Below are 16,196 nucleotides of genomic sequence, written 5' to 3'. Positions count from 1 at the left end.
CAACTTGCGAATGCATTCCGCGCACCTGTAAAGTGATAACGAAGTAACACCAACCGGATTTATGACTAGAACAAGCCAAGCCTATACCCGCAACACCAAGCCGCAAGAGGCGCAGCCTTTGCCGAGCCGTCTGGTCCGGCTGCTGTATGAAGCGCGCTGGATCGTCTATGCGGTCATCACAGCCTACCTGATCATCATTTTCGCCAGTTATTCGCAGCAGGATCCAGGCTGGTCGCATGGTGCTCGAGTGTCGGGTATCCACAATTGGGGTGGCCGTGTCGGCGCCTGGATATCCGACCTAATGTTGTTCGTCTTCGGAGCCTCCGCCTGGTGGTGGTGCGTGCTGCTGTTGCGTACCCTGTGGCAAAGTTATCGCCGTATTTCGCAACGTTATGTGGCGGAGAAAGACGTCGAACCAGAGCATCACCACGAAGGCTTGATTCGCGCCGTCGGTTTTACCCTGATCATGGCCGGCAGTCTGGGCCTTGAATTTAACTGCATGCATTGGCTAGCGGCGCATGTGCAATTACCTCGTACGCCAGGTGGTGTTCTGGGGCAACTGATCGGCAGTGGCTCGCGAAATGCGCTCGGCTTCACCGGTGGCACCTTGTTCTTACTGCTGCTGTTTGCCATCGGCATCAGCCTGTTTTTTCATATGTCCTGGCTGACGCTGGCGGAGCGCATCGGCGCCGGCATCGAAAATGGCGTGCAGTGGTTGAAGAATTTCTACGTGGCGCGCCAGGACCGCAAGGTCGGCCAGGTCGCTGCGGTCAAGCGCGAAGAAGTGGTAGTGCAGGAGCGCGCCAAGATCGTGGTAGCGCCACCGATCCGCATTGAGCCACAAATCGTGGCTGTGCCGAAATCCGAGAGGGTGCAGAAGGAAAAACAAAGCGCTTTGTTCGAGGATTTGCCTGATACGAATTTGCCGCCTTTGTCGCTGTTGGATGAGGCGCCACCCGCGCAGCAGACCGTGAGCGAAGAAACGTTAGAATTCACCCGTCGTCTGATTGAGAAGAAGCTTTCCGATTTCGGTGTCCAGGTAACGGTTGTGGCAGTGCATCCGGGACCGGTGATCACGCGCTATGAAATCGAACCGGCGACCGGCGTCAAGGGCAGCCAGATCGTTGGTCTGGCGCGCGACCTGGCGCGTTCATTATCTCTGACTTCGATCCGCGTGGTCGAAGTTATCCCGGGCAAGATGTATATGGGCCTGGAGCTACCCAACCCTAAACGTCAAATTGTGCGTCTGACCGAAATCCTCAGTTCCAAGGTCTATAACGACAGCGTTTCCAGTCTTACCATTGCACTCGGTAAGGATATCGCCGGCCATCCGGTGGTGGCTGACCTAGCCAAGATGCCGCACTTGCTGGTGGCGGGTACGACTGGTTCGGGCAAATCGGTGGGGATCAACGCCACCATCCTGTCCCTGCTCTACAAATCTGATCCAAAACAGGTGCGACTGATCCTGATCGATCCGAAAATGCTGGAACTGTCGATCTACGAGGGTATCCCGCACCTGCTGGCACCAGTGGTGACCGACATGCGTCAGGCCGGCCATGCGCTGAACTGGGCGGTCAACGAAATGGAGCGCCGCTACAAGCTGATGTCGAAACTGGGTGTACGCAACCTAGCCGGCTACAACCAGAAGATCACAGAAGCCGACAAGCGCGAAGAAAAAATCCCGAACCCGTTCAGCCTGACGCCGGATGCGCCGGAACCACTGGACAAGCTGACGACCATCGTTATCATCATCGACGAGCTGGCCGACCTGATGATGGTGGTCGGCAAGAAGGTGGAAGAGCTGATCGCGCGTATTGCACAAAAGGCGCGCGCCGCCGGCATCCACTTGATTCTGGCGACGCAGCGCCCATCTGTAGACGTGATCACCGGCCTGATCAAGGCCAATGTGCCGACCCGGATCGCGTTCCAGGTCAGCAGCAAGATCGATTCGCGCACGATCCTTGACCAGATGGGAGCGGAAGCGCTGCTCGGCATGGGCGACATGCTGTACATGCCGCCCGGCACCGGCTTGCCGATCCGGGTCCATGGCGCGTTCGTCTCGGATGAAGAAGTGCATCGGGTGGTCGACTACCTGAAGGAACAGGGCGAGCCGAACTACATCGAAGGAATACTGGAAGGCGGCGTGCTGGAAGACGGCGCCGACGGCCCGCTCGGCGGCGGCGCGGCGACCGGCGGCAGCGAAGGCGACGAATTGTACGACCAGGCGGTGGCGGTGGTGCTGAAGAACCGGCGCGCCTCGATTTCGCTGGTGCAGCGCCATCTGCGCATCGGCTACAACCGCGCGGCGCGCTTGCTGGAGCAGATGGAAACAAGCGGACTGGTCTCAACCATGCAATCCAACGGCAACCGGGAAATCCTGGTGCCGGCGGGGAATAGCAACACGGAGCAATAAGATATGCAAAAGAAAATCATCGCCAGCCTGGCCGGCAAGGGCAACATGTTCGCCAAGTTCAAATCGGGCCGCCTGATCGTCGGCCTGTCGCTGAGCATGGCGCTGCTGCCGTCGCTGGCCCATGCCAGTGCGCTGGAGCAGTTCAAGTCGTTCGTCAGCAGCACGCAGTCGGCCAAGGGTGAATTCTCGCAGCAGCTGGTGAAAATCGACGCCGGCAAGGCGCCCAAGGTCACCAGCACTTCCAGCGGCGTTTTCATCTTCGCCCGGCCCGGCAAGTTCATCTGGACTTACCAGAAGCCGTACGAACAGGTGCTGCAGGCCGACGGCGACAAGCTGTACATCTACGACAAGGACCTGAACCAGGTCACCACCAAGAGCCTGGGCAATGCGCTCGGCTCCTCACCGGCGGCGATCCTGTTCGGCAGCAACGACCTGGAAAAGAATTTCGTCCTGAAAGAAGGCCAAGCCAAGGATGGCATGGAGTGGCTGGAAGCGACGCCGAAAGCCAAGGACACCACCTTCGACCATATCGGCATCGGTCTCAAGGACGGTGTGCCGCAGGCGATGGAGCTGCGTGATTCGTTTGGCCAGGTATCGCTGCTGACCTTCAAGAATTTCGTCAAGAATCCGCCGCTGTCGACCGGGCAGTTCCAGTTTGTCGTGCCCAAGGGGCGGATGTATTGAATCAGTAGGGTGGGCATGGGTGCCCACGCGGATTTGAGCAGCGCGTGGGCAAAAAAACCTGCCCACCCTACGCCTGTTCCAGGAATTCCAGCTTGTTGGCGACCTCGCGCCAGGCTTCGTGGTCAGGCAACGGTGGTTGCGAGCGGGTGATCGGTTTCCAGTCCGGATGGGCGGCAAGGCGGGCGTTGATTTCGGCGAAATGGCGCTGTTCGTCGGGCAGGTCGGCCTGGTTGTAGATGGCGCCGACCGGACATTCCGGCACGCACATCGAGCAGTCTATGCAGTCCTCGGGGACGATCACCAGGAAATTCGGCCCTTGCCGGAAGCAGTCCATAGGGCAGACCTCGACGCAGTCGGTGTATTTGCAGCGGATGCAGGAATCGGTGACGACAAAGGGCATGGCAGGCAGAAAGCTGGTCAAAATCGACAGGGATTCTCTCACAATCGCCATCTTCGTGCGCAGAGGGTGTAGCCGGCAGGTTTCCGGGCTGGCCTGCTGCATTACATTTGATTTTTCAAACAAAGACCATTTTTTCACCGAACCATGTCCGATCTCTTCAAAGTTGAACCCATACCGCCACTGGCTGAAGCCCTGCGTCCGGCGACCCTGGACGAGGTGATCGGGCAGAGCCACCTGCTGGGGCCGGGCAAGCCGCTGCGGCTGGCGTTTGAATCCGGCAAGCCGCATTCCATGATCCTGTGGGGGCCGCCGGGTGTCGGCAAGACCACGCTGGCGCGCCTGACCGCGAATGCCTTCGACTGTGAATTCATCCCGCTGTCGGCGGTGTTTTCGGGCGTCAAGGATATCCGGGCGGCGATGGAACAGGCGCAGCAGAACCTGGCGCAAGGCAAGCATACGATCTTGTTCGTCGACGAAATCCACCGTTTCAACAAATCTCAGCAAGACGCCTTGCTGCCGTATGCCGAATCGGGCCTGGTGACCTTCATTGGCGCGACTACCGAAAATCCCTCGTTTGAAGTCAATTCCGCTTTGCTGTCGCGGGCGCAGGTGTATGTGCTGCAGGCCCTGACCGAGGATGAACTGAAGCTACTGCTGGCGCGCGCGCAGGAGCGGGTCTTGTCGCACCTGCAGTTCGACGAGGCCGCGGTCGATACCCTGATCGGTTATGCCGACGGCGATGCGCGCCGGCTGCTCAACCTGCTGGAGCAGAGCGGCAGCGCCATCAAGGCTTCCGGCGTGACCCAGGTCACCAGCGAGTTCCTGCAAAATGCGCTGACCCTGAATGCGCGCCGCTTCGACAAGGGCGGCGACAATTTCTACGACCAGATTTCGGCCTTGCACAAATCGGTGCGCGGCTCCAGCCCGGACGGTGCGCTGTACTGGCTGTGCCGCATGCTGGACGGCGGCGCCGACCCCAGATACCTGTCGCGCCGGATTGTGCGCATGGCCTGGGAAGATATCGGCCTGGCCGACCCGCGCGCGATGCAGATTGCCAACGACGCCGCAGCGACCTATGAACGGCTAGGTTCGCCGGAAGGCGAGCTGGCGCTGGGGCAGGCAGTCATCTACCTGGCCATCGCGGCCAAGAGCAATGCCGGCTACAACGCCTTCAACCAGGCCATGGCGTTTGTCCGCAAGGACAAGTCGCGGGAAGTGCCGGTACACCTGAGAAATGCGCCGACCAAGCTGATGAAGGAACTCGGCTATGGCCATGAGTATCGTTATGCGCATGACGAGCCGCATGCCTATGCGGCCGGCGAGACCTACCTGCCCGATGGCATAGGCGATCCCGGCTGGTACCGGCCGGTACCGCGCGGCGTCGAGTCCAAGATCGCCGAGAAAATGCAGTTCCTGAAAGGCCTGGACGACCAGGCCAACGCCGATAAAGGCTAGGCGCGAAAAAAGTACTTCAGTTCAGACTTCTCTGTGGGTAAAGGAGAGGTTATCGCGCATGGCATGCCAAGAAGTAGGGTGGGCACGCTTTTGTGCCCACGCTGTGGCGCTTCCGCGTGGACACAAAAGCGTGCCCACCCTACACACGAAAGCATTTTTTGCACCCTTAGAAAAATCAGATGAATCCGAAATAAAAATCAGGCCGCGCGCACCGGCGAAAACAGCCTGGCGAAATCGACTTCCTTGGGCTGGCCGGTTTCGGTCAGCAGCTCGGAGGCATATTCGCCCAGGTGATGTTCCATCAGCCTGGCGGCGCGTTCCGCATCCCCTTGTTCGATCGCATCCAGGATGCCGCCGTGTTCGTCGGCCGAGCAGCTGTTGCGTTTCGGCGTTTCATACAAGCCTATCAGCAGGGAAGTGCGCGCAATCAGGGTGCGCAGGTAGGCGCTGACGATATTGTTCTGGTTGGCTTCGCTGAGCTTGATATGGAATTCACCCGACAGGCGTATCCATTCCCCCCAGTTGCCTTGCTCGCGCAACGCGTGTTCCCGTTTCACCAGTGTGCGCAATTCCGGTAACACCTTGCGCTTGCCGGCCAGGCTCCTGACCGAGCCGCCTTCGAGGATGACGCGCGCCTCGAACACTTCGCGCGCTTCCTTGACGTCATGCATGGCGATCACCGCGCCGCGGTTCGGCTGCAGGTCGATCACGCGTTCATGCGCCAGTTTCACAAAAACCCGCCTCAAGGTGCCGCGCGTCACGCCGAATGCTTCGCATAGCGGCGCTTCGACCAGGCGCGTTCCCGGCGGCAGCTGGTGGTCGAGGATGGCGTCGATGATGGCGAGGTGGATGCGGGCATCGATTTCATCGTTGCTCAACTCGGCCTGCTCGCCTCTGGGGACTGCGCTCATGCCATGGCCTCCGGTTCGGTTCCAGGCGTATTCAATATCGGTATTGTGCACAATTTATACATGGATCGCAGCATTTTCCCATTGACGTGGCAACAGTATAAGTCCGAAGCCGGCAGCTTGCACGGCTAGCTTGGCTTTCGCGTGTCCAGCGCCTTGAAATTGCATCATTGCGAGGCAGGTGCACAATTATGGCTGGGTTTGCACCAGTTTGTGCCGCTTTCCAAGTCCCTGTCATCACCCGTCTCGCAGTCGGAAAAATCCCCTTTTATACAGCCATCCCATTCTTGCTCACCCTGGCTTCTACAATGCTTGGCACGATTCTGGCTTATAGGTCAGGAATGATTGTGCGCAATTGTGTATTTGATTGTCGATGATTTATGCGGTTTCATTGTCAACCAGCTTTGCCAATCAAAACCAGTTCCCGGCGATGTCCCGCCCGGCCTGATTTGTTAACACTCTGGATTAGGAGTCACGATGGAACAGCACAATGCGATTATCAAGCCCTCGTATCACGACCGGCTGACCAACGACGACCTGGCGCCGCTGAAAAAACAGACCTGGGGCAGCTACAATATTTTTGCGTTCTGGATGTCCGATGTGCACAGCGTAGGCGGCTACGTGACCGCCGGCAGCCTGTTTGCGCTCGGGTTGAGCAGCTGGCAGGTGCTGGTGGCGCTGCTGGCCGGCATCATGATCGTGCAGTTCTTCGCCAACCTGGTGGCCAAGCCCAGCCAGGTCACCAGCGCCCCTTATCCGGTCATTTGCCGCACTACCTTCGGCGTGCTGGGAGCGAACATCCCGGCGATTATCCGCGGACTGATTGCGGTAGCCTGGTACGGCATCCAGACTTACCTGGCGTCCGGCGCCTTCTTGCTGATCTTGCTCAAGTTTTTCCCGCAGCTGGCGATTTACGCCGACCTCAAGCAATACGGTTTTGCCGGCCTGTCTTATTTCGGCTGGCTGGGTTTCATGGTGATGTGGGTGTTGCAGGCGATCGTGTTCTGGACTGGCATGGACGCCATCCGCAGGTTCATCGACTGGGCCGGGCCGGCGGTGTACGTGGTGATGTTCCTGCTGGCCGCCTGGCTGATCAGCAAGGCCGGCTGGAGCAATATCGACCTGAACCTGGGCGGCATCAAATACAGCGGCGCGGCGGCGATCCCGATCATGATCAATGCTACCGCGCTGGTGGTGTCTTATTTCTCGGGGCCGATGCTCAACTTCGGCGATTTTTCGCGCTACGGCAAGGATTACCAATCGGTAAAACGGGGAAATTTCTGGGGCCTGCCGGTCAATTTCCTCGGCTTTTCATTGCTGACCGTAGTCTGCATCGCTGCCACCTTGCCGCTGTACGGTAAGCTGATTACCGATCCGGTGGAGATGGTGAGCCATATCGACAACACTTTTGCGGTGGTGCTGGGTGGCCTGACTTTCATGATCGCCACGGTCGGCATCAATATCGTCGCCAACTTCGTGTCGCCGGCTTTCGATTTTTCCAACGTGGCGCCGAAGCTGGTCAGCTGGCGCATGGGCGGCATGATCGCCGCGGTCGCCTCGATTTTCATCACGCCCTGGAACCTGTTCAACAATCCGCATGTGATCCATTACACGCTGGATATCCTGGGTTCCTTCATCGGCCCCTTGTTCGGCATCCTGATTGCCGATTTCTACCTGGTGAAAAAACAGCAGGTGATCGTCGACGACCTCTACACCATGGATCCGAAGGGCGCTTACTGGTACAGCAATGGCTATAACCCCAAGGCCATCATCGCGCTGATCCCGTCGGCAGTGATTCCGGTGCTGTGCGTATTGCTGCCGTCGCTTGGCAGCCTGGCCAATTTCACCTGGTTCATCGGCATGGCATGCGGCCTGGCGATTTACTGGACCATCAGCGATAAACAGGCCGTGCCGAAGGCGGCAGGAGCAGCGAGCGCCTGATCTTGAAAATCAAAATCATCAATCCTAATACGACCTGGAGCATGACCGAGAAAATCGGCCAGTGCGCGCGCCGGGTCGCCGCCATCGGCACCGAGGTGATCGCGGTCAGCCCGGAGATGGGGCCGGCGTCGATTGAAAGCCACTACGACGAGGCGCTGAGCGTGCCAGGCATCCTCGATGAAATCAGGAAGGGCGAGGCGGCCGGCATCGATGCCTATGTAATCGCCTGTTTCGGCGATCCCGGCCTGTATGCCGCACGCGAAGCCGCGCGCGGCCCGGTGATCGGCATCGCCGAAGCGGCGATGCACGCCGCCAGCCTGATCGGCGGCAGTTTCAGCGTGGTCACCACGCTGGAGCGGACCTGCGGCATCGCCTGGCACCTGGCCGAGCGATACGGCATGCAGCGCTTTTGCCGCAAGGTGCGCGCTTGCGAACTGAATGTACTGGACCTGGAGCGGCCGGGCTCGGACGCGTATCGCATCATCCTGGCTGAATGCCGGCAGGCGATGGAGCAGGACAGGGTTGACAGCATCGTGCTCGGTTGCGCCGGCATGAGCGATCTCTGCAAGGCGATTGCAGAAGAGCTCGGCATCGCCGTGATCGACGGCGTGACGGTGGCGCTGAAACTGGCGGAAAGCCTGGTGCAACTGGGCTTGAAGACAGGCAAGCGCGGCGACCTAGCGTTTCCCCTGGCTAAACCCTATACCGGTCCGCTGGAAAAATTTTCCTGGGATCGCGCGCCTGGCCGGCCATAGGCGCCTGGCCGGAAAGGTAACAATCGGCGCATCCAGCTCATCCCCGGCTTCGGCTGTGCACTTGCCGACAAAGCAATAGCGGTGCGCCATGCACCAAATACGCGCTTGCCGCTGGACTATCGCAACGATTGTTTAACGGATACTGTCAACATTCGCTCAAAATCTCCCTGCACACATTAAGACCTGCTCACTAGTCTTGCCACTTGAGACAAAAAAAAGTGCCATTCTTTTTTTAAATTTCCATATTTGTTTGTCGATCCCAAAACAGGCGCAATCTGCTGCATCTTGGCCTCGATATTGCTTCATTCGCACAATGATTGTGTCTCTCGCAATCCATGCGGAGCATTTTCGTAAAGATGCGCGATTCGGCGCCATGCGAAGGTCCAATAAAATATCGGGTAACAATCGGACTTTGCTGGTTAGAATCGCTGAGCGCAAAAAGGAAATGTTCAAATAATTAAATGTTTAGTGGCGATTGTGTTGTTTTGCCCCTGTCGTCTTGTTGACGATCGACGCAGATTGGTCATACATTTTGGTCTTGGATTGAGTAGAGGAAGAACGCAATCGCCTTTGCGATGTTTTCCTTTTGCCTGGAAACGCGGCGCAGCACAAAGACCGGCCGCTTTCATGCAACTGCCAGCATCTTTGATTTTGTCTTGGCTTTGAAAGAAGCACATTGTTAGGAGAGCCGCTCATGCCCAAGGTGGACGCTACGCCGATGCAGTCGTTGTACATTGACCATCACAACTGGCTGGTGGGCTGGTTGCGCAGGCGCCTCGGCAATATCGACCACGCTGCGGATATCGCGCAAGACACTTTTGTACGGGTCTTGCTGAAACCTGCAATCGAGGTGATCGAAGAGCCGCGCGCCTACCTGACGGTCATCGCCAAAGGCCTGGTGGCGAATGCTTATCGGCGCGAAGCGCTGGAGCGTGCTTACCTGGAGACGCTGGCCTTGCTGCCCGAAGCGCAGGCGCCGTCGCTGGAATATCGCGCCATCCTGCTGGAGACCCTGTTCGAAGTCGACGCCATGCTGGACCGCCTGCCGCCCAAGGCACGCAGCACTTTCCTGCTGTCGCAGCTGGAAGGCCTGACTTACGCCGAGATCGCCGAGCAGCTGAACATTTCGGTCAGGACCGTGAAGCGCCATATGGTGCTGGGTTTCGAGCAGTGCCTGACGTTTTCCTTGCCATGACAGAGACATCGATCAATCCGGCGATCATTCGCGAAGCCGCCACCTGGCTGATGAAGCTGCATGGCGACGATGCTACCGAAGCCGACCAGCAAGCCTGGCAGCACTGGCGTTCGCGCAGCCCCGAACACCAGCGCGCATGGCAATGCGCGCAACGGCTCACCGACTCGTTCAGCGACATTCCTCCCGAGCTGGGCATGCCGGTGCTTGACCGTCCGGCCTATCCGCAGCAGCGTCGGGCGGCGCTCAAGGCCCTGGCTGTGCTGCTAAGCACAGCGCCGGTGGCCTGGCTGGCCGCCAAGCTGCCGTGGGAGGACTGGACTGCCGAATACCAGACCGCAACCGGCGAGCGCAGCACGATTGCGCTGGCGGACGGTACCCAGCTGATCCTGAATACCGCCAGTTCGGTCGATGTCAAATTCGACGGCCGCCAGCGCCTGGTCCAGCTTTACACCGGCGAAGTGCTGGTGACCACGGCAGCCGACAAGATGCTGCCGGCGCGTCCGTTCAGGGTGCAGACGCGGCATGGCATGCTGCGTGCGCTCGGCACCCGCTTCGACGTCAGGCAAGAGGGCATGCGCAGCCATGTGGCGGTGTTCGAGGGAGCGATCGAGTTGACGCCGCTGAAAGCGGCAGCCGTGGTGGTGCAAGCCGGCCAGCAGTGCAGCTTTAGCGCGAGCCAGGCCGGGCCGGTGCTGGCGGTGGACGAGGCCCAGGCGCTCTGGTCGCAAGGCGTGCTGTTTGCGGACAAGATGCGGCTGGCCGATTTTGTCCAGGAACTCTCTCGCTATCGCCACGGCCGTCTCAGCTGCGATCCGGCGGTGGCGGAGCAACGCGTCTCGGGCACCTATCAGCTGAAGGACACCGACCAGGTGCTGGCCCTGCTCAGCAAGGTGCTGCCGGTGCGGATAGAGAGAGTCACCCAGTACTGGGTCACCGTAAGGGCAGCCTAGGGTGCACACACAAGAGTTTCAGTTGGATCCGGCCATTGGCCGGGCGCAGGTCTAGTCAACCGAGAAAGCAATTGGCATGGTTCTACAAAATTCTCGGCGGCGGATTTCCGGAACGACCTTGCCGTTATCGACGGCAATCCGCATGCACGTCGCGTGCTGCTTCCTGGTTTCCGCAGGTTCGATCGTTCCTCAGCAAGCATGGGCGCAAGCGGGGCAGCCGGCAAAAGACTATTCGATCGCCGGCGGCAAGCTGAACCAGGCATTGGCGGTGTTTGCCGTCAAGGCTGGCATTTCGCTTGCCTACGATGCGGCCCTGCTGCAAGACAAATACAGCCCGGGGCTGGCCGGCCGTTATCCGGTCGCTGAAGCGCTGGCTCGCCTGCTGAACGGTACCGGACTGGAAGCAGCGGCCAAGGCGGAGGGCGGATACCTGCTGCGGGTCACGCCGCCGGCGCCGCCTGTTGCTTCTGCTGCTGCGGTGGCCGAGAAAGCCGCTGCAAGAGAGGATACGCTCCTGATGGCAATGACGGTCACCGGGACCACGGAAGCGCCTGAGCCGGCCCAAGGATTTGCCGCTGCCAGCAGCAGCAGCGCTACGCGCGGCGATACGCCGCTGTCCGAGATCGCGCAATCGGTGCAGGTGGTGACCAAGGACGTCATGGCCAGCCAGCAGGCGCAATCGCTGCTGGATGCCTTGCATGACGTCAGCGGTGTCAATATCTACAACCGCGGCGTCGATTCAGCCATCTATATCCGCGGGTTTGCCGCGCCGTCCCGCATCAACGGCCTGGAGCAGGGGCCTTCTCCCATCGACAACGCCAGCTCGCCGCTGCATACGCCGCTGGCGGCTATCGAGCGGATCGACGTACTCAAGGGCGCCGATTCGATCATCGCCAACGGCCAGATGCAGCCGGGCGGCCTGGCCAATATCATCACCAAGCGGCCGCAAGCCGAAGCGGTGCGCGAGCTGACGCTGGAAGCCGGCAGCTATGGCCATCAGCGGATGACGCTCGACCTCGCGGGAGCCTTGTCGGAAGATCAAGCATGGACGCACCGGCTGATCCTGTCCGGTAACCGCGACCCGAACGCAACCGGCCGTTATGACAGCGAGCGCGAGGTGTATGCCGCGCCGTCGCTTGGTTTTAGTCACGGCGATACCACTGCGGTGGTCGGCCTGAGTTACCAGCGTAACCAGCATGCGAGCGGCGGCTTCGGCCCCTTGGGTGCGGTTGACGACGGCACCCGCAGCACCAGCCTCGGCGCCAGCTACGACTTGCAGCAGAAACTGGGTGGCGGCTGGAGCTGGCAGAGCAAGGGCAACTACATGAAGACGCAGGTCTCCTTCGAGTCTTACTATTGCGCGCAAAGCAAGGCTGACAGCAGCGGTGCGGCAATGCGCGGCTGCCAGCCGCAGGCGGGAGAGGCGACGTCTTATGGCTGGAATGTCGAGAATAGCGTGCGTGGCAGTTTTTTTACCGGGCCCGTAAAACACGTCGTGCTGGCCGGCGTGGCGTTTCACCATAGCTGGCGTGCGGCGCCGCAGATCGAAATCGGCGATTCTGTCATGGCCTCCTTGTCGGCGGACAGCCTGCCGGAAGTTTCCCAGTCCAGCCTGGCCCCGTGGCCGGATTCATCCTCGCAGAGCTACAACACCAGCAACTGGTTCTTGCAAGACCAGCTGAGCTGGCGGCGCTGGCATTTGCTGGCCAATCTCGGTTATACCAAGGCCTGGTCGCACAGCATCGATGCGCAGAGCGGCGACGACACCGCGTTGCATCCGCGCAGCAAGCCGGTCTACAACATCGGCCTGGCATATCAGCTGACCGACAGCATGATGGTGTACGTTAACCAGCAAAAGAGTTTTGTGCTGCAGGCGCAGGCTTCAGGGCCCGGTCCCAACGGCGGCCCGGCGGGAATCTATAATTTTCCGGCGACCGAAGGCAAATCGATCGAAGCGGGATTGAAGCTCAACCTGTTCGGCGAGCGATTGCTGCTTACCGCGTCGGCGTTCCGCGCGACCCATTCCAAGGTCCTGTATGGCGAGGTAGACGATGCCGGCGTCACACGGTTGCTGGGATCGCTGCCGCCCACTGTCAGCTACGGCACGGAGCTGGACGTGGCTGGGAGCCCGGCGCCGGGCTGGAATCTGATTGCATCCTATAGCTACACCGGATTCAAGGCCGGGCAGCCGTCCGATTTTTCTTTTGCGGTGGATCGCGTGGCGCGCCACCAGGCCAGTTTCTGGAGCAGCTACGATCTGCAGAGCCCCGGCTGGAGAGGCTGGGGCTACGGCCTGGGAATGAGCAGCCGCGGCGGTTACCGCAACATCAACGACGACTACATGGGAGGCCAGTTCAGCACCGACGCCAACTTGCGCTACAAATCCAGGTTATGGTCGCTCACGCTCGGCATGAGGAACATCTTCGATCGCAAGCTGTATGGCAGCTTCGCCAGCATTCCGGAAGGCAGCGGTTTTGAACAGGGACGCACCGTCGTGCTGACCGGCCGCTACAATTTCTGACTTCGGAAAATCCTGGCCTTTTTTCCTGTTTCGCGGGGCAATCAAGTAAGGGTGCTTTAGCGATGAGCAAACAAGAGAATACATGGCATGACCTTCCAACGCGCACGACATGCGACTATCAAGGTGTGGGGTTTGCTGCTGGCGGCGGCTCTATCGATGCGCGTGACCAGCGTGCTGCCTGCCGCCGGTTTTGAAGCCGGGCGCAGCTACGCCATCGCAGCCGGGCCCTTGAGCCAGAAGCTGGCCCTGTTTGCCGCGACGGCAGGCATTTCGATTGCTTATGCGCCAGAGTCGGTGCGGAACAAATGCAGCCCGGGCCTGGAAGGAAATTTCCCGCTTACGGAAGCATTTGCCAGATTATTGCAGGGTACCGGCCTGGAAAGCGTGGAGAAGGCGGAGCGGGGATACCTGTTGCGAGGGAGAGAGCCAAGGCCTGCGTCGGTCTCACCATACACCCATGAAACCGCGCCTGCTGCCATCCGGCCGCCTGAGTAGGCGCTGATGAATTTCGCCGGGGATTGATCGGCGGTGCATCAATCCCCGGCACGGTTCGTCGCCGTTCAGTGCGACTTCTCTTGTGCCGGCATGATCGTCAGGTCTTCGCCTTGCGGCGTGCGCATGGCCTTGCCCGCAGCTTTCTTCACAGGTTTGGCATTGCCCACGGTGACCGGAATCGATACTGCCCGTGTGCGTTCGCCGACCGTGACGAACACGTTCAGGTCGTACACGCCGTCAGCCGCTGCCCGCACGTTCGGCGTATCGGTGACGATTCCTTGCTGGTTGCTGATCAGCGTAGCGGTGCCGAGAGTGACAAGCGACAAGCCGTCATTGCCGCGGTATTCCACCTGCAGCGGGGTGTTGGGCTGGTCGGTCTTGAATTGCAGCTGCACCGGCAACGTGACGTTCTTGCTGGTGGCGCCGCTGGATACCAGTTCAACGCTGACCGGCGCGCCGATTTTACTGTCGGGCTGCTGGCTTTTCGCAGCTGCCTTGCCAGGAACAACGGGCTGCAGCGGTTTGGCGACAGTGCTTTGCGCATGGCAGGCAACGGTTGCAAGGACCAACATGCTATTGCCCAGGATGTTTTTGATGTTCATGATTGTTCTCCCTTTCATTTGACTTGGGTGAGCAGGAGCTTAAAGCATCCTGGAGCATCGCCCACGGTGGTCAGTGTGGCTACGTAGTCATTTTGCACCGGCAAATCATAGTTCGCATAATAAGTGCCGGGATGATTCGGGTCTTCGCTGAGCTGATTTTTGACGGTATCGCCAGCCAGTTCCGTTCCCTTGCTATAAAGCTGGAGGTAAGGCGCCAGGCCCTGGTCGGGAACGATGCGTAGCCGATATTTGCCTTTTTCCGCGACGCTGAAACGCAAATAGCGATATACGCCTAGTTTATTGTAATTGTTGCCCGGGTCGTATGCAGTCGTGTTGCAAGCGGTGCTTTCCTTGCCGACTGTCTGGGCCGCGATTTGCAAACCGACATCAAGAGGCGTGTAGACCGGCAGCACAAAATCCTTGTTGGCAGCAATAATAGACGCTGGAAGGTTCGCTTGTTTGGAACCGAACATGTCCAGATTGTCCTTGTTTATGGTATTGACCTCAGTCAGCAGGCTATCCAGCGTGGCTTGGCCGGCCGCATTGATTTTTCCGCGCAGCGAGGCTGCGAATGAAAACAGGCTGGTGAAAGCCGGCGATGTCTTCTGCGCCGCCATGGCCTGGTAGATAGGGCCGAAACCGATGTCCGGCGACTGGTGCAGGCGATACAGCACAGACTGTACCGCCGTTTCGCTAAACCAGGCTTTCGGATCGTCGGCCGGAATATCGTCGACCTTGAAAACTACCGCGCGTTTGCCTTGGCTCTTGCCATTGGTGTCGACGTACATCGGATCATTGCGCGCCATGCTGGAAAACGAATTTCCCCAGCCTTCGCTGAACGCCAGGCGCATGTCGAGCAAGTCGCCCTGTCCATGGCTGCCGCCAGTGCTGTCGTCGCGAGAGAAGCTGGCCTGGAAATAGTGTCCCCATTCATGGGCGATCACGCCGGCGTCGTATTCGTCGGTATCGACGTCTGCCTGGCCGAGTATATGCAAGCCTCTGGAATTGGATTTGCCGCTCTCGCTGCCGAAATAAGTGCCATCCGTGTCGCCCGGACTCCAGAAGACGTTAAGAGGCGGGAAAGCGAGATTTTTATCGGCCTCCAGTACTTTATGGCTGGCGTTGTAGATCGTGTCGAGAATTGCGAACGGTCCGGCGGAGCGGGATGTCGCATAGGTCGATTTCGTGGCATCCCATCCAGAAGCAGCGTTCAGGTCATGGATGCTGGCTTGCTTGCCGCTATTGAAGGAGGCGCTTTCCATGGCAAACAGAGAGGCGCCGTTGGTCGATACACCATAACCTGCCGACGAGTGGTCGCGAACCGCGAAATTCCAGCTTGGCCCGGCGCCGCCTGTGCGCAGCATCTGCGCTTTTGCGCGCACGCGGACGGCGGTATTGAGCGGCGCCTGGAACGCATAGCTGCCCTGGACGTCGGTTTCGGCCGACAGCAATACCTTGCCGGTCTTGTCGTCGATCAGTTCGACCACGACATTGCGGGCCGGTTTTTGTACGGTTTTTGCATAGTCGAGCTTGGCTTGCCAACGCCCTTGCTGGTCCTTGCTGGCGACCGCGGGCACAAAGTCATAGGTGATCTTTCCGGAGACAGCGGCGGCGGTCGCCGAACTCTGGGCCGGCGGCTTGATCGCATCCACATTCTGGTTTTGTTTTGCCAGGGCGTCGGCGCCTGTATTGCTGCCGTCGCCGCAGCCGGCGACAAGAAACAGGGTAGCGAGCGTGGCGGCTGCCAGGCTGCCTTTCAGTTCGATGTGTTCTGTCATGTCTATCCTTGATAGTTGAAAGAAACATTCATTTCAACTGCCGGCGCCGGTTCTGTCGTACCGCCGGCATCAAAGACGTCTCTTGCCGAACCTGGCATT

At 59.5% G+C, this 16,196-nt stretch carries 13 protein-coding genes; 9 read left to right on the top strand and 4 right to left on the bottom strand.

The annotated features are described in order from the left end of the window. The first annotated feature begins 61 nt into the window (after nucleotides 1–61). Together CFter6_RS15740 and lolA are read left to right on the top strand one after the other, a co-directional pair. Nucleotides 62–2,413, top strand: coding sequence for a DNA translocase FtsK (locus tag CFter6_RS15740; protein WP_061540730.1), 2,352 nt, complete (start codon nucleotides 62–64; stop codon nucleotides 2,411–2,413). A gap of 3 nt (nucleotides 2,414–2,416) precedes the next feature. Next, nucleotides 2,417–3,097: an outer membrane lipoprotein chaperone LolA gene (lolA, locus tag CFter6_RS15735; RefSeq protein ID WP_082814822.1), complete on the top strand. Its 681-nt coding sequence runs from the start codon at nucleotides 2,417–2,419 to the stop codon at nucleotides 3,095–3,097. A 67-nt stretch (nucleotides 3,098–3,164) separates the two neighbouring features. Here the strand turns inward: lolA and fdxA are convergent, their stop codons facing one another. Beyond that, nucleotides 3,165–3,497, bottom strand: a complete 333-nt coding sequence (gene fdxA / locus CFter6_RS15730; protein WP_014006695.1) for a ferredoxin FdxA — start codon at nucleotides 3,495–3,497, stop codon at nucleotides 3,165–3,167. 144 nt (nucleotides 3,498–3,641) lie between these two features. Between fdxA and CFter6_RS15725 the strand changes: the two genes are divergently transcribed. Continuing rightward, complete coding sequence (locus CFter6_RS15725; protein ID WP_061540729.1) at nucleotides 3,642–4,952, top strand: replication-associated recombination protein A; 1,311 nt, start codon at nucleotides 3,642–3,644, stop codon at nucleotides 4,950–4,952. Between the two features lie 197 nt (nucleotides 4,953–5,149). Here CFter6_RS15725 and CFter6_RS15720 read toward each other — a convergent pair whose 3' ends face one another. Continuing rightward, a complete protein-coding gene (locus CFter6_RS15720) occupies nucleotides 5,150–5,863 on the bottom strand; it encodes a GntR family transcriptional regulator (protein WP_061540728.1) in 714 nt (237 codons plus the stop codon). Nucleotides 5,864–6,337: 474 nt separating this feature from the next. Here CFter6_RS15720 and CFter6_RS15715 point away from each other — a divergent pair, with 474 nt between their 5' ends. The 6 genes from CFter6_RS15715 to CFter6_RS15690 all read left to right on the top strand — a co-directional run bounded on the left by CFter6_RS15715 (nucleotide 6,338) and on the right by CFter6_RS15690 (nucleotide 13,717). Next, nucleotides 6,338–7,801, top strand: coding sequence for an NCS1 family nucleobase:cation symporter-1 (locus CFter6_RS15715; protein ID WP_061540727.1), 1,464 nt, complete (start codon nucleotides 6,338–6,340; stop codon nucleotides 7,799–7,801). A 2-nt stretch (nucleotides 7,802–7,803) separates the two neighbouring features. Beyond that, nucleotides 7,804–8,556 (top strand): aspartate/glutamate racemase family protein, encoded by a 753-nt coding sequence (locus CFter6_RS15710; RefSeq protein WP_061540726.1) that lies wholly within the window; start codon nucleotides 7,804–7,806, stop codon nucleotides 8,554–8,556. A gap of 694 nt (nucleotides 8,557–9,250) precedes the next feature. Then, nucleotides 9,251–9,751, top strand: coding sequence for a sigma-70 family RNA polymerase sigma factor (locus CFter6_RS15705; RefSeq protein WP_061540725.1), 501 nt, complete (start codon nucleotides 9,251–9,253; stop codon nucleotides 9,749–9,751). Continuing rightward, complete coding sequence (locus CFter6_RS15700; RefSeq protein WP_061540724.1) at nucleotides 9,748–10,701, top strand: FecR domain-containing protein; 954 nt, start codon at nucleotides 9,748–9,750, stop codon at nucleotides 10,699–10,701. The genes CFter6_RS15705 and CFter6_RS15700 overlap by 4 nt, the downstream gene beginning before the upstream one ends. 142 nt (nucleotides 10,702–10,843) lie before the next feature. Further along, nucleotides 10,844–13,222, top strand: coding sequence for a TonB-dependent siderophore receptor (locus tag CFter6_RS15695; protein WP_061540723.1), 2,379 nt, complete (start codon nucleotides 10,844–10,846; stop codon nucleotides 13,220–13,222). A gap of 87 nt (nucleotides 13,223–13,309) precedes the next feature. After that, the gene (locus CFter6_RS15690) at nucleotides 13,310–13,717 is read left to right on the top strand and encodes an STN domain-containing protein (RefSeq protein WP_061540722.1); all 408 of its coding nucleotides are present in this window, start codon (nucleotides 13,310–13,312) and stop codon (nucleotides 13,715–13,717) included. Between the two features lie 65 nt (nucleotides 13,718–13,782). Here the strand turns inward: CFter6_RS15690 and CFter6_RS15685 are convergent, their stop codons facing one another. Beyond that, entirely contained in the window at nucleotides 13,783–14,319 is a 537-nt protein-coding gene (locus tag CFter6_RS15685; protein ID WP_061540721.1) for a hypothetical protein, read from the bottom strand. Nucleotides 14,320–14,333: 14 nt separating this feature from the next. Then, nucleotides 14,334–16,097, bottom strand: a complete 1,764-nt coding sequence (locus tag CFter6_RS15680; RefSeq protein WP_061540720.1) for a hypothetical protein — start codon at nucleotides 16,095–16,097, stop codon at nucleotides 14,334–14,336. Nucleotides 16,098–16,196 lie beyond the last annotated feature (99 nt).

It is taken from the genome of Collimonas fungivorans (genome assembly GCF_001584145.1).
Classification (GTDB): Bacteria; Pseudomonadota; Gammaproteobacteria; order Burkholderiales; family Burkholderiaceae_D; genus Collimonas; species Collimonas fungivorans.
Note: the sequence above shows the minus strand (reverse complement) of the source record. Positions and strands in the feature narration are given on the sequence as shown.